Genomic DNA, 13486 nt, shown 5'->3' on the forward strand with positions numbered 1-13486 from the left:
AGCTTCGCTAAGATACCGCAGTTATTTAAGTTCAACCTTAGGAAAAAGCGCTTCCGGTGGTTGTGGCGTATAAGTCGCCTTACCAAATTCCATAAGCTCAGACCCGTTTACACTTGAACCAATATATTCAAGAGCAGTCTTTGTACACTCAGGAAGGAAAGCTTGAAGCATATAAGATGCGGCGGCCATTCCATAGAAACAGTTATAAGCGATTGGTGCAAATGCTGCTTCATCAGCTTTGTGTTTCCATGGTTCTTTGTCGTTAACGTATTGGTTTAGGCTAACGATTAGGTCCCAGATCGCATCGATTGCTTTATTGTGCTCACGTCTTTCCATAAACTCTTTAGCGCGCTCAAAGTGTGGAAGCGCATCGATTTCTTGAGTTACACCTTGTGCAGTATAAACCTTATCAGGGAAGCTCTTAAGACCTAATTTGATAACTCTCATAAGAAGGTTACCGTAGTCATTTGCAAGTTCACTATTGTGCTTATCAACTAATTCTTGTTCAGAGAATTTTCCATCTCCTGAAGAAGAAATATTCTTTAGCATATAGTAACGGAAAGTATCCGTTGGGTATTTTTCAAGCATCTCAAATGGATCAACAACATTTCCAAGAGACTTACTCATTTTCTTTCCATCTTCAGCAAGAACCATTCCGTGAACATAAACTTGTTTTGGAAGTGGCAGGTCTGCGGCCTTTAGCATACATGGCCAAATTACTGAGTGGAACCAAAGAATGTCTTTACCAATAACGTGCATATCAGCTGGCCAAAACTTAGCTTCTTGCTCTTTATCTAAAGCAGAGTAGTAGTTAATGAGAGCATCAAACCAAGTGTACATAACAAAGTTGTCATTTCCTGGAACGCTTACACCCCAACCTTGGCTTGGACGAGAGATAGCAAGATCTCTTAGGTCGTCATTTTCAAGGCGAGAGAGGATTTCTTTGTAGCGTGCAGCTGGCACGATAAAGTCTGGATTTGCTTTTAGGTGATCGATAATCCATTTTTGATATTCGCTTAGCTTAAAGAAGAAACCTTCTTCTTCCTTTAGCTCAAGTGGTTTGTGGTGTTCTGGACAATTACCATCTGGAGCTTGCGCTTCAGTATAGAAAGACTCACATGAAAGACAGTAATTCCCTGAGTAGTGACCGTGGTAGATTAGTCCCTTTGCTTCTAGGTTCTTCCACAGTTCAACACAAGTTTCAGCATGACGATCTTCAGTTGTTCTAATGAAGTCATCATATTGAATATTTGCTTTTGTACAAAGCTCTTTGAAAATTTCAACATTAGCATTTACGAACTCAAGAGTATCAAGTCCTGCAGCTTTTGCTGATTCAATTAGCTTTTGTCCGTTCTCATCTGTTCCTGTTAGGAAGTGAGTTTCTTTTCCAAGAATTTTATTCCAACGAACGTATGAGTCAGTTACGATCTTTTCATAAGCGTGACCAATGTGTGGTCTTCCGTTTGGATAATCAATCGCAGTAGTTGCGTAGAATGTATTTTTAGTCATTTCAAGTTTCCTTTAAACAAGTTTGCTCTTAGGGTGAGTACTACTTAAGGTTTAACTACAATATTACAGATTCTTCCTGGTACATAGATCTCTTTAACAATAGTTCCCGTTAGGAATTTCGCAACCTTCTCATCAGCTTTTGCTTGAGCTAGGAAGTCTTCTTTTGAGATATCAGCAGGTACATCAATTGTTGATCTCGTCTTACCGTTAACTTGGATTGCCATTGTGATGAGGTCATCTTTTGCAAGATCAGCATCAAATGCTGGCCAAGCTGCAAGTGAACAAGAAGTTGTTTCACCAAGGTTTGCCCACATCTCTTCAGCTGCGTGTGGAGCAAATGGTGAAAGAAGTCTTGTAAATGCTTTAGCTGTTTCAACTGAGACTTTTCCAAGCTTGATAACTTCGTTATTCATTACCATCATCGCTGAGATCGCCGTGTTAAAACGAAGGTTCTCAACATCTTCAGTAACTTTCTTTATTGTCTTGTGTAGGTGCTTTAGAACGTCTTGATTTGTTTCTTCACCTTCATAAGTATTTTCTGGGTTTCCGTAGAAAGAGAATGACTTTCTTAGAAAGTTAAATACACCCTTAACACCCTTTGTTTGCCATGGCTTAACTTTTTCAAGTGGCCCCATAAACATCTCATAAAGTCTTAGAGCGTCGGCTCCGTATTCTTTGATGATATCATCAGGGTTTACTGTATTTCCTTTTGACTTACTCATCTTTTCACCATGCTCATCTAAGATAAGACCTTGGTTGAAAAGTTTTTGAAATGGCTCTTTTGTTGAAACAAGTCCTAGATCAAATAGAACCTTGTGCCAGAAACGAGCATAGAGTAGGTGAAGAACTGCGTGCTCAACACCACCAACATATAGATCGACTGGCATCCAGTACTCTTCTAATTGTTTATCCCAAGCAACTTCAGAGTTCTTTGGGTCGATAAAGCGAAGGTAGTACCAACAAGAACCTGCCCACTGAGGCATTGTATTTGTTTCACGTCTTGCTTTCTTACCAGTCTTTGGATCAGTTAGGTATAACCAGTCATCAATGCGAGCTAGTGGTGATTCTCCAGTACCTGATGGCTCATACTTTTCAACTTCTGGAAGACCAACAGGAAGCTCATCTTCATCAAGACATCTAACAGTTCCGTCTTCGAATTTAAGAATTGGGAATGGTTCACCCCAGTATCTTTGGCGAGAGAATAACCAGTCGCGAAGCTTGTAGTTGATTTCTTTTTTACCGATTTGATTTTCTTCAAGGTGAGCGATTGCTTTTGCAATACCATCTTCCTTGTTTAGGCCATCAAGGAATCCTGAATTAATATGTGTTCCGTCTCCAGTGAAGGCCGCTTCATTTACATCGCCACCTTCAAGAACTGGAATGATTTCTAAATCGTACTTCTTAGCAAACTCCCAGTCTCTTTCGTCGTGAGCTGGAACGGCCATGATTGCACCTGTTCCGTATGAGATGAGAACATAGTCTGCGATCCAAACTGGAATCTCTTTTCCATTAAGTGGATTGATTGCATAAGCGCCAGTGAAAACACCTGACTTATTCTTATTAAGATCTGTTCGATCAAGATCAGACTTAAGAGATGCTTCTTTGATATAAGCTTCAACTTCAGCTTTCTTATCGTCAGTTGTAATTTGTGCAACAAGGTCGTGTTCAGGAGCTAGGACCATATATGTTGCACCAAATAGTGTATCAGGACGAGTTGTGAAAACATCGATCTTTGAATCAACACCTTTTACAGTAAAAGAAACTTGAGCACCTTCCGAGCGCCCAATCCAATTTCTTTGAAGCTCTTTTAGAGACTCTGGCCAGTCTAGATCGTCTAGATCTTCTAAGAGGCGGTCAGCGTATTCAGTGATCTTTAACATCCACTGCTTCATTGGTTTTCTAACTACAGGGTGACCACCAACTTCTGACTTTCCGTCAATGACTTCTTCGTTGGCCAGAACTGTTTTAAGTTCTGGACACCAGTTGACTGAGATTTCATCTTCAAAGGCCAAACCTTTATTGTAAAGTTGAGTGAAGATCCACTGAGTCCACTTGTAGTAGTCAATGCTTGATGTTGCGATCTCGCGATCCCAGTCATATGAGAAACCACAAGCTTTTAGTTGTCTTGTGAAGTTACCAATATTTTCTTTTGTGATCACATTAGGGTGAGTACCTGTCTTAATGGCATAGTTTTCTGCCGGAAGTCCAAATGAATCCCAACCCATTGGGTGAAGAACATTGTGTCCATTCATTCTCTTAAAACGAGCTAGGATATCTGTTGCTGTATAACCTTCAACGTGACCTACATGAAGGCCAGCTCCTGAAGGGTATGGGAACATGTCCAATACATAGTATTTAGGTTTCGATTTGTCTGTTGAGTCTGTTCTAAAAGTTTTGTTGTCGTCCCAAAACTTCTGCCATTTTGGTTCAATTTCACCAAAGTTGTACTGCATTAAAAGCTCCTGAATTTACTAGTAAAATATCAGGGCGAATTATAAACCCTATAATGTAGATCGTCCATTATGTGTGTTGCGTTATCTTGGAGTTGGCCTGCTAAAGGAATTGCCAAAATAAGTCAGTGGATTTATACTTAAGCCATTAAAAGTAGATTAATTTTTTGAATGGAGAAACGATGTATCGTTTAGTGCTTTTTTCCCTTACTCTAGTAGGGCTAGTTCTTGTTATGAATCTTTCTGGTTATCAGAGTATTGAAGTCAACAATGAGAAATATAATTTTGAAGATGCAAAGAAAGCGCACGCTGCTCATGTTATTGAAGTAGCAGAACTTGCGAAAAAGCATGCTGAAGTAACGGCACCTCCTAAAGTAACTGACGAAGTTATTGAAGAAAAAACTTTAATCCCACTTGATACTCCACAGCTAGTAAGAGCTGACAAACTTTATAAGCAATGTATTGCATGTCACGCTAAAGATGGTTCAGGAAAAGCTGCAAATAAAGCACCAAGAATCGGTGGCCAAATGGAATGGTATATTGAGAAGCAACTTCTTGATATGAAATCAGGGGCCCGTGTTAACCAGCAAATGTTAACGATTGTAAAAAAGCTTTCGGCTGAAGATATTGCAGACCTAGCGGCTTATTTATCAAAGGTGCCATGGGGCGGAGTTAAAAACTAAAATCGAATTTCAATAAGAAGCCGCTTTTTAAGCGGCTTTTTTTTTGGGAGAAATTATGAAGATCTTTTCACTTTTACTTCTTTTAACGATTGTAGCTTGTGCGTCGAAGCCAAAACTTTATCCAAATTCAGCTTATCAGAAGCATGGAAAGGTACAGGCTGAGCGCGATATTGAGATTTGTATGGCCAAGGCAGATGAATTTCTAGAGAGTGATCGTGGAAGACAAATGCTCCGTGAAGGTGGCAAAGGCGCTGCATGGGGGGCTATCGTAGGTGCCGTTGCAAGTGCTGTCTTTGGTGGTAATGCAGGTAAGGGGGCAGCTCAGGGGGCCGCTATTGGTGGTGCTAGTGGTGCAGCTCGAGAAGGACTTAGTGAAGATCAGATTAAGCAGCGTTTTGTAAATCGATGTCTTGCAGAGAAAGGCTACGAAGTAATTGGGTGGAGATAAATGACTTTATATCGTTACAAAAATATTGAACCAACTATTGCAGAAGGATGTTTTATCGCAGGCTCGGCCGATGTCATAGGGAAGGTTTTCCTAGGAAAGAATGTTTCTCTATGGTTTCAAGTAGTGGCCCGCGGTGATGTGAATGAAATTCATATTGGCGACAATTGCAATATTCAAGACCTATCAATGCTTCATGTAGAAGACAATATTCCCCTAATTATTAAAGAGAATGTGAGTGTTGGTCACAGTGTGACACTTCATGCTTGTACTGTTGAAGAGGGATGTCTTATTGGAATGGGGGCGACAGTTTTAGATGGTGCAGTCATTGGTAAGAACTCAATTGTAGCGGCCGGAAGTGTTGTTCCTCCTGGAAAGGTTTATCCTCCTGAGAGTTTCATTATTGGGACTCCTGCAGTTGTAAAAAGAAAGCTAACACCACAAGAGGTGGAGCAGTATAGTAATCACTATAAGTCGTACTTAATTACAAAAGATGAGTACTTAAACGACGTCGAAGTTATTTGCTAAGTTTTAAAAGATTAAAGACCTTATCCACAAGATCATCTCTAGAGAAAGGCTTAACAAGAACATTCGTTACACCTGAGTTGATGACACTCACCATCGATCGGTTATCTAAGAACCCTGAAATAAGAAGGTATTTCATTTTTTGATACTTCATGGATTTACTAGCGATATCGATGAAATAGGTACCATCCTTATCAGGTAGCTTGTAATCAATAATAACAAGATCAAACTCTTCATTTCTCAACTTCAAAAGAGCAACGCTTACTGAGTCGGCCGTGACGATATTTCTAAAAGCACCTGTTTGCTCAAGGAATGTTTTTATTAAAAAACAAATTTTTTCTTCATCATCAACGATGAGAATTGAAGGTTTTTTAGGCGTAAGTGTATTTTTAGAAGGGGACATCGCCATTAGCCCTGCTCCTCATTTTTAATACCAAGCATATTTAAAATATCTTCTTTACTAAACGGCTTTTCAATAAAGCCTTTTACTTCTTTATTTTTCTCTATCTTTGATCGATCTGCTACTCCAGACATAATATATGTTGGAGCTTGAATACCAAGATCGATGATATCCCTTGCAAACTCAACACCATTTACCTTGGGCATATCATAATCTGAAATAATAGCATCAACATCAGTCCCATCTAAAATTCTTTTCGCTTCAATAGCATTTGATGCAAAGATGAGAGTAATTGGCCCTTGAGCAAAGTAGTTAGTAAAGAGATTTAGAATCTTTGGTTCATTATCGATCACGAGTACTTTCTTAAATTCATTATTTGTACTTAACTCACTATCCGTAAATGTTGTCGTCTCCATTTTTGGAAGAGTTATTTGAAATTCACATCCTGACTTTGTATCCATTAACTCGAGTGATCCTGAATAAGAATCAATTATCTTAGATGAGATTGAAAGTCCAAGGCCGGTACCTTCGCCAACTTCCTTTGTTGTAAAAAAAGAATCAAAGATCTTGTCTTGATTCTCTTTTGGGATACCTGGTCCATTGTCATTAATTGTTAAGAGGTAACAAACATCATTACTTGAAATCTTGATATTAATCTTTGGTGAAGCTGTCTGTGCTTCAGTTAGTGCATGGATGGCATTTGTTATTAAATTTATGATAACTTGCTCAATTTCAATTGGGTTAACTTTTACAATCGAAGAAATAGATGGGGTAAAGTCTAATTCAATTTGATTTTGCTCAAGTGGTAGCTTTAAAAGCGATAATGACTTATCAATAATATCTTCTAAAGACATAAACTTCTTTTCACTATCTTTATTATGAAGGAAGCTCTTTAATCCTTTAACAATTTTTGTAATACGATCAATAGACTCTCGAGTATCACTAATGCTTTCATTGATAATACTTTGCTCTTTAAGTTCTTCCCCCGACAAAAGGACACTTATCAATTCAATATTTCCTGAAGCAATAGTTAATGGGTTTGAGATTTCATGGGAAATGGTTGCAGTAATTTCACCAATTGTGCTTAGTTTATCAGCTTGAATAATTTGATTATGAATTTGCTTAAGTTCTTCAATTTGAAAGCGATACTTTGTGTAGAGATTCTTTTCGATACTGATGTCATTAAAACATATTACTTTCTCATTGTTTTCACTTTCAATAACTTTGATGACAACATGATAAAAAGTTTGGTCATCGAGAAAAATCTCTACTTCAGGCCCAACCTTAACATCATGTATATCTTCTAGAAAATGTTCGATATCAAAGCCTGAAAATAGGGCACTAAGTTTAGGAGACTTCTTTAACACTCTTGGTGACTTCTTGAAGAAAGAAGCAAAGAAGTGATTGTAGTAGATAATTTCATTATCATGATTAATGACACAGATTGGTTCAAAAATAGAGTCATATAATTCGTATTTGGCCATCAGTTACTTCTTTGGTTATTTCATTTGTTTAATGAATTGAAAGTACTGTGCTTCAATAGCATCAAATTCTAGTTCTTCACCATTATCATTTTTCATGACTGGTGCTTTGTTATCAACGACATCATTCGTTTTAATAAGTATCATCTTTACATCGTCAGAAGACTCTTCATAGTAGGGAGCGTAAAAGCTTTCTACTTTTATTCCTGGTTTAATAAAGCCATGGACCATATTAATTTGTTCAATGACGGTCTGTGGACAATGAGAGTAGGTGATTGCACCAGATAGTTGTCCAAGCATGTTAATCCATTCTCGAATTCCACACGAGTTAATCATTTCAACAGCATTAAAATTAATATGAAGATTTTTATCCTTCACTCCAAGGATTGGAGAAAGGTCTGCATCTTCATCAATTCTTCCCGTTAAATTTAAATTTGTTACATCATTTTCAGTCTTTATCTCGACCTTTAAGTTACTCATATTTTAATCCTTTAAATTATAAAAACTTATCGATGGTATTCTCTTACTAATTTCTTTATACCTTTTATTCTTTTCTATATAGAGGTAGAAACTAGTGCTATCTTCATTTGCGACAATATGAAGTCGATCACAGTTTTGGAAAATTAAGTAAAGTCCTAGTCCTGCACCTCTTCCTTCTTGCCTTGGGGTCTTCTCTATAGCTGCTCGGTAGAGAGAGTCAATGATTGAAGATTTGGCCACTCTAGTATAACTCTTGTAGTGCACAATCGTTTTGTATTCATCTTGAGAAATTTCAATTTCTCCGTGTTTTTGAGTGCTTAATCGATGAAAAATATCATTTGTGTAAAACTCGTTTGTAATTAATTTTAGTTTATTTTCAAAACTATCGTGATAATCTTTTAGGTCAATACCCTTTAAGAGAATATTACATTTTTGATCAAATTCTTTTTCAAGATTAATCGTCACCTTATTTGATTTCTTAGAATTAATTCTACTTTCAAAATTATTTGGCTTTTGTTTTGTTAAGTATGAAATAATATTTGTGATTTCATCCTCTAAACAAGGGGAGCTTCCTATTAGATGATTCGTTCTATTATCTTTTAGATATTTTATATTCACGAGCGTTTCATAACGACTTAAGAAGATATCGCATGAACCTGATAGTTCATCACTTATTTTAAGGTTCACATTTGGAACTTGAAAATCTAGCGTTTCAACCTCGTTGAATTTTGAATTCTCAATCTTAAATTCTATCCCCATAAGCACATCACTTTATTTCCTGGCAGATCAGAGTGAGATCATCGTCAAATGAATTACTTCCTCTGTGATTGTGTACAATAGAAACTATTGTATCACGAATCTCGGGACCCGTGTGATCCCCGTATGTCATTAAGATCTTTAGTAGGTTTCTAAGCCCCCACTGTTTACCATCACTATTTTCTGCTTCAGTGATTCCATCGGTCATGTACACAAGAAGGTCTCCTTGCTCAAGAATAATGGTTTCATAGTCATATTTAGACTCACAGCTTTCACCTAATCGTGGACCTTTTGCTTCAAGTAGGGGAAGTATATCTGCCTTTGATATTTCAGACTTCTTTGGAACTTTAAGTACTTCTAGGTGACTGGCATTTGTATATGAGTACTCCTTTGTTTTTGTGTTGTAGACAGATACAAAGGCCGTAAGAAGGATCTTATTATTTGAAAGGTTAATAACCTTATTTAAATGTGAAGTAATTAGCGCAGGAGAGATTTGAGTCCCATCTTCTGACAGTCTTATTTTAATACTATTAAAGGCCGAGTTGATCGCGGAGGTAAGTAGAGCAGCAGGTAGCCCATGACCTGTAGCATCTGCAATAATAGTAATGATATATTCATTAAACTCATAGTGTCCCCACCAATCGCCACCACATTCTGAAGCTGGAGCTGCGTAAGAGCTAAGTCTAACATAGTGAGTATCAATATCTTTTGGTGGAAAGAATTCTTCTTGCACCATTTTTGCTACCTTAACTTCTTCGTCTAGGCGTGCCTTCTCTTTCATCTTTTCAATATATTCCAGAATCTCTCGACTCATCTGATTAAAAGAATCTCCAAGTGTCCCAAGCTCATCTCTTGTTTTGATTTCAACTGTTGATTCAAAGTCTCCTTGTCCAATGCTGATGGCCCTTTGGTAGAGCTTTTCAATTGGTTTGGAAATTGTTTTAGACAATAAGATGATAATGATTGTCGACAAGGCAATGATAAAGATGGCAAAGAAGATTGCTCTTTGGACAAGAAACTTCGTTACAGATAAGGCATCTGACTCAGAGATTGTAGACACTATAGAGAGGGCGAAGGCCTTCGTTTGTGCCAGAGAAACCAAGTAGTCATCTTCATTAAAGGAAACTTTTTTTACGATATTATTACCTTTAAGTTCACTCTTATCATAATTGTGAAGACCAATTAGGTCATTACCAAGAACGAGGCTTCCATCTTTAAAGACAATCGTATTATAGGTTCTATTTTGTGAAAGTAGATTATTTAAGATATTGGCCTTAATTACGATTGAAGTAAGACCTTTGTTTACCTTTTTAGTAAGGATGACAAAAAGGTCATCCTTGTACTTAAAAGAGCTAAGAGAATTGTCCCTTGTATCTTTTGGAATTGCTAATTTAAAGTCATTTTCATTCTTTTCAAAATCTTTATTAATGATGAATTGGTTCTTTTCAACGAAAGCGAGAATATATTTACTTTCCGCAACGGCCTTTGCTCTTAGTTTATTATTTTTTATAAGAGCTAAGTTTTGAAGATCATTCTCTATTTTATTAAGAGTGTAATTAATCTCCTTAGCTACACTTGTGACATTAAATAGTGAATTCTCGTATAAGTAAGCCTTCTTATCTTTTTCAAAGAGGTGGGTAGCATATTTCGTTAAAAAAGCGATAACGATAATTAGCAGCGCTGTATTTAGCGATATCAATTTAAGCTTGATCGGAAATGTCGGTCTCTTGCCCATTATTTACCTATGTAGAAGTCTATTGATTATTTAGCTACAATGATATTAACGATTTGCGCCATGCGCAAGAATAAGAAAAGAGTACCAGGAACAAATTTGGGGCGACTAAATTCATTAGTTGATACATTTCTAATCTTGATGTGCATTTGTGTTGCGGCCTTTGCTGGCAACCAAGTTTTTAATACATCATATATTCCACCGATTATGGGTGGGGAGCGTATTACTTTAGGTCAAGTCTTCGAGTTACAAAATGATGTGAGAAGAAGAAGCTTTGATAACTTCTCTTGGCATAACCTAGGTTCAAATGAGGCGCTCTTTCATAACGATCGTATTTTCACTGATAAAGACTCTACCGCGCAGTTAGAATTTAGTTCTGGTAATCGCATCAAAGTGTCAGAAGAAAGTCTTTTTAAAATTACTCAAGAAACAGATGGGATTAATCTGAATATCGAGCAAGGTATTATATTTGCAACTCTTAACAATGCAAACGAAGCTTTTGTCGTAAAAGTAGGCGATCAGGTATATGAAATCACTTCGAATGATTCAAAGATTAAAATCTCAAACTCAAGTGGTAATAAGGAACTTTCTGTTCTCGATGGGAAGGCAAGTGTTAGGCTTGGAGATCGCGAGGAAACAATTGAAAAGGGTGTAAGAGTTCTACTTACAGACGAAAGCTATACGGTTAAGCAGAGTTGGCCAAGTGAGTTTTCACCAGTTGATGGCGATGTCTTTTACGTCAATGAGAAGAATTTAATTAAATTTAACTTCAATGAAAAAGTAGGGAAACTATTTCTTTCAAAGTCTCGCTCGGCCTTTGAAAATGGCGAAGCCCATGAGGTCAACGGCCTTACAGTTGAACTTGAGAACTTGCCTGAGGGGATTTTCTATTGGCAGGTAAATGATGAAAGTAATATTTCAACAGAGAAGTCTTTTGAAATTGTATATGAAGTGATGCCTGAGTTTGAGAACCTGGATGAGACGCAAAATACAATCTTAGTTGATAATGAAAAGATTATTTATACACAAGCTTTTGATGACATTGAATTAATGGTTAACGGAAAAGTATGGAATGATTATGAATATGACGATGGTGAACTTAGGTTTACTTTTGAAGAAGTCGGTGACTACGAAATTTCTTACCGAAATAAAGCCAAAGTGCGACCACATGCTCTTTTTTCAAAACCATCTTTAATAAAGGTAGTTGCAAAGCCTGAGGAGATTGTTTTAAAGAGACCATTTAATGGGGAAGAGTATTATTTTTATAATGATGACGTTATTAAGTTCTCTTGGGAAACACAAGACCTCTTTAGTGAAGTGAGTACTTATCTCGTCTTGAATGGAAAAAGGCAATTAGTTGCAGGGAATTCTTTTTCTACTCCTGTAACTGAGAGTGGAGAATATCTCTGGTCGTTAGAGTATGTATTAAATAATGAAGTGATTGCACGTTCCAAAGAAAATAAATACCGTGTAACTTTTGATGATGATAATAGTGCACTTGAAAGTGGACGCAAGATTGTTGTAAAGAAGCCCGGAGATGTTATTGACTTAACTTGGCAGCAGCAGGGGAGTGACAAATTTGTTGTAGAAGTTTCACGAGAACGAAATTTTAAATCTATAAAGGAATCGATAAAAACGACTGGTAGTAATACTAAACTTCTTATTAAAGAGCTTGGTGTACATTATTGGCGCGTGAAGAATGAAGAGAATAAATTTGTACCTCCTGTGAAAATAATTATTGTTCCTCCGCCACCTCCAAAGGCACCTCGAATTGATAAAGTAGAAAAGAGAGTTCAGGTTTTAAAAAAATCTATCCCTTTGGCCATATTAGATATGTTGATTGATCAGGCATTTGCTAAAGATAGTGTTGAGTTAAAGTGGGAGCCTGTAAGTGACGTGAAAGAGTATCGTATTCAGATTCTTGATGGTGAAAAAGTTATTGTTGATGAAAAAGTAAAACTTAATCATTTCGAATGGAACGATTACTTAACAGGTCACTTTCAATGGAGAGTTTCTGCTATTGATTTCTGGAATCAAGAAAGTCCATTTTCTCCGCTAGAAGATTTAATCATAACAAAGAAGTTTGGCGGAGCAAAAGGGATTGATCTAGTTACTCCAAAACATGGTATCAATATTGACGAAGGCGATGTCGTCGAAATGAAATTTAATCAAGTCCGTGGTGATGAATTCTTTATTGAAATCTCTATGGATAAATACTTTACAAGTATTAAAGAAATACCACTTGGGAAAAAAACGACATATAAGTTTAGAAATAAGTTGGGGACAAGTTTTTATTGGCGTGTTAAGGCCATTGAGAAAAAAGATATTATTTATTCTAAGAAGAGAAGAGTCGATGTTTCTAGAAAAGAAGTCGTTCGGCCTAAAAAGAATGGTAGTGTGACGATTTCAAAAAAAACAATGAATAAAAAGAAATGGTATTTTGGTTATGCTCCTGAAAAAATAAGTTATGAAGTCATTAGCAGTGGAAAGAAGATAGTTGTTGATGATATGAACTTCATTTCTTTCTATGGTGGCCTTAAGGAAAAAATAGATAACTATCAATACCTTGTTGAACTGAAGCAATCAACTGGAGTTGTCTTTAATGATCTTGGCTTTAATCAAACGCTTCTTAAGGCAAAGGCCCTTAAGGAATATCATCAGTTTCAATATGGACTAACTTCACTTTTAGAGTATCGTAGTGAACTTGATTACAATGGCAGTGAAGTTACTTCAAATGCGCAGTTCTATTTTAATCTAGGGCTTAGTAGTAAGTTGCAATATGAAAATATTAACTTCTACGTCGATTATTTCTTCTTAAATTACGCAGGACTAAGCACTCAGCTTAGTTATACAATAAAACGTAATTACGAAGTCGGGATTAGTTTAGAAACTAGAAGTCATTCCAAGATTGAGGCCGAAGCAAGTAATATTGCCCTTCGTATCCAGTATAACTATTAAGAAATATATTTTATGGACTGACCAGTATATGGGCCAGATTCTGGGCCTATTTATCTTTATTCTCCCC

The 13486-nt window shown here is 36.8% G+C and carries 11 protein-coding genes; 4 read left to right on the forward strand and 7 right to left on the reverse strand.

Annotated features, from left to right (window positions below):
• Positions 1-21: 21 nt before the first annotated feature.
• Complete coding sequence (gene metG, locus M902_RS12105) at positions 22-1509, reverse strand: methionine--tRNA ligase (protein ID WP_021267897.1); 1488 nt, start codon at positions 1507-1509, stop codon at positions 22-24.
• A gap of 44 nt (positions 1510-1553) precedes the next feature.
• Positions 1554-3962 (reverse strand): leucine--tRNA ligase, encoded by a 2409-nt coding sequence (gene leuS / locus M902_RS12110; RefSeq protein WP_021267760.1) that lies wholly within the window; start codon positions 3960-3962, stop codon positions 1554-1556.
• Between the two features lie 179 nt (positions 3963-4141).
• On the opposite strand from leuS, the gene M902_RS16120 reads away from it, so the two are divergent.
• The 3 genes from M902_RS16120 to M902_RS12125 are packed head-to-tail and all read left to right on the forward strand — an operon-like array spanning position 4142 to position 5615.
• Complete coding sequence (locus tag M902_RS16120; protein ID WP_021267756.1) at positions 4142-4642, forward strand: c-type cytochrome; 501 nt, start codon at positions 4142-4144, stop codon at positions 4640-4642.
• A 55-nt stretch (positions 4643-4697) separates the two neighbouring features.
• Complete coding sequence (locus tag M902_RS12120; protein ID WP_021267817.1) at positions 4698-5090, forward strand: glycine zipper family protein; 393 nt, start codon at positions 4698-4700, stop codon at positions 5088-5090.
• Positions 5091-5615, forward strand: a complete 525-nt coding sequence (locus M902_RS12125) for a gamma carbonic anhydrase family protein (RefSeq protein WP_021268524.1) — start codon at positions 5091-5093, stop codon at positions 5613-5615.
• Here the strand turns inward: M902_RS12125 and M902_RS12130 are convergent.
• The 5 genes from M902_RS12130 to M902_RS12150 are packed head-to-tail and all read right to left on the reverse strand — an operon-like array spanning position 5605 to position 10464.
• A complete protein-coding gene (locus M902_RS12130; protein WP_021267872.1) occupies positions 5605-6021 on the reverse strand; it encodes a response regulator in 417 nt (138 codons plus the stop codon). The two genes, M902_RS12125 and M902_RS12130, sit on opposite strands and share 11 nt — an antisense overlap.
• On the reverse strand, positions 6021-7496 hold the full coding sequence (locus M902_RS12135) for an ATP-binding protein (protein ID WP_021268639.1): 1476 nt from the start codon (positions 7494-7496) through the stop codon (positions 6021-6023). Before M902_RS12135 ends, M902_RS12130 begins: the two co-directional genes overlap by 1 nt.
• 15 nt (positions 7497-7511) lie before the next feature.
• The gene (locus M902_RS12140; RefSeq protein WP_021268431.1) at positions 7512-7973 is read right to left on the reverse strand and encodes a hypothetical protein; all 462 of its coding nucleotides are present in this window, start codon (positions 7971-7973) and stop codon (positions 7512-7514) included.
• A 3-nt stretch (positions 7974-7976) separates the two neighbouring features.
• A complete protein-coding gene (locus M902_RS12145) occupies positions 7977-8732 on the reverse strand; it encodes a hypothetical protein (protein WP_156979838.1) in 756 nt (251 codons plus the stop codon).
• 7 nt (positions 8733-8739) lie between these two features.
• Positions 8740-10464 (reverse strand): SpoIIE family protein phosphatase, encoded by a 1725-nt coding sequence (locus M902_RS12150; protein WP_021268530.1) that lies wholly within the window; start codon positions 10462-10464, stop codon positions 8740-8742.
• 60 nt (positions 10465-10524) lie between these two features.
• Between M902_RS12150 and M902_RS12155 the strand changes: the two genes are divergently transcribed.
• A complete protein-coding gene (locus tag M902_RS12155) occupies positions 10525-13419 on the forward strand; it encodes a FecR domain-containing protein (protein WP_040314777.1) in 2895 nt (964 codons plus the stop codon).
• Positions 13420-13486: the final 67 nt, after the last annotated feature.

The organism is Bacteriovorax sp. BAL6_X, assembly GCF_000443995.1.
In the GTDB taxonomy this organism is placed as follows: Bacteria; Bdellovibrionota; Bacteriovoracia; order Bacteriovoracales; family Bacteriovoracaceae; genus Halobacteriovorax_A.

Excerpts from the sequence above, each read along its gene's own strand:
- metG (WP_021267897.1), bottom strand. The coding sequence starts at position 1,509 with ATGACTAAAAATACATTCTACGCAACTACTGCGATTGATTATCCAAAC.
- leuS (WP_021267760.1), bottom strand. The coding sequence starts at position 3,962 with ATGCAGTACAACTTTGGTGAAATTGAACCAAAATGGCAGAAGTTTTGG.
- M902_RS16120 (WP_021267756.1), top strand. The coding sequence starts at position 4,142 with ATGTATCGTTTAGTGCTTTTTTCCCTTACTCTAGTAGGGCTAGTTCTT.
- M902_RS12120 (WP_021267817.1), top strand. The coding sequence starts at position 4,698 with ATGAAGATCTTTTCACTTTTACTTCTTTTAACGATTGTAGCTTGTGCG.
- M902_RS12125 (WP_021268524.1), top strand. The coding sequence starts at position 5,091 with ATGACTTTATATCGTTACAAAAATATTGAACCAACTATTGCAGAAGGA.
- M902_RS12130 (WP_021267872.1), bottom strand. The coding sequence starts at position 6,021 with ATGGCGATGTCCCCTTCTAAAAATACACTTACGCCTAAAAAACCTTCA.
- M902_RS12135 (WP_021268639.1), bottom strand. The coding sequence starts at position 7,496 with ATGGCCAAATACGAATTATATGACTCTATTTTTGAACCAATCTGTGTC.
- M902_RS12140 (WP_021268431.1), bottom strand. The coding sequence starts at position 7,973 with ATGAGTAACTTAAAGGTCGAGATAAAGACTGAAAATGATGTAACAAAT.
- M902_RS12145 (WP_156979838.1), bottom strand. The coding sequence starts at position 8,732 with ATGGGGATAGAATTTAAGATTGAGAATTCAAAATTCAACGAGGTTGAA.
- M902_RS12150 (WP_021268530.1), bottom strand. The coding sequence starts at position 10,464 with ATGGGCAAGAGACCGACATTTCCGATCAAGCTTAAATTGATATCGCTA.
- M902_RS12155 (WP_040314777.1), top strand. The coding sequence starts at position 10,525 with ATGCGCAAGAATAAGAAAAGAGTACCAGGAACAAATTTGGGGCGACTA.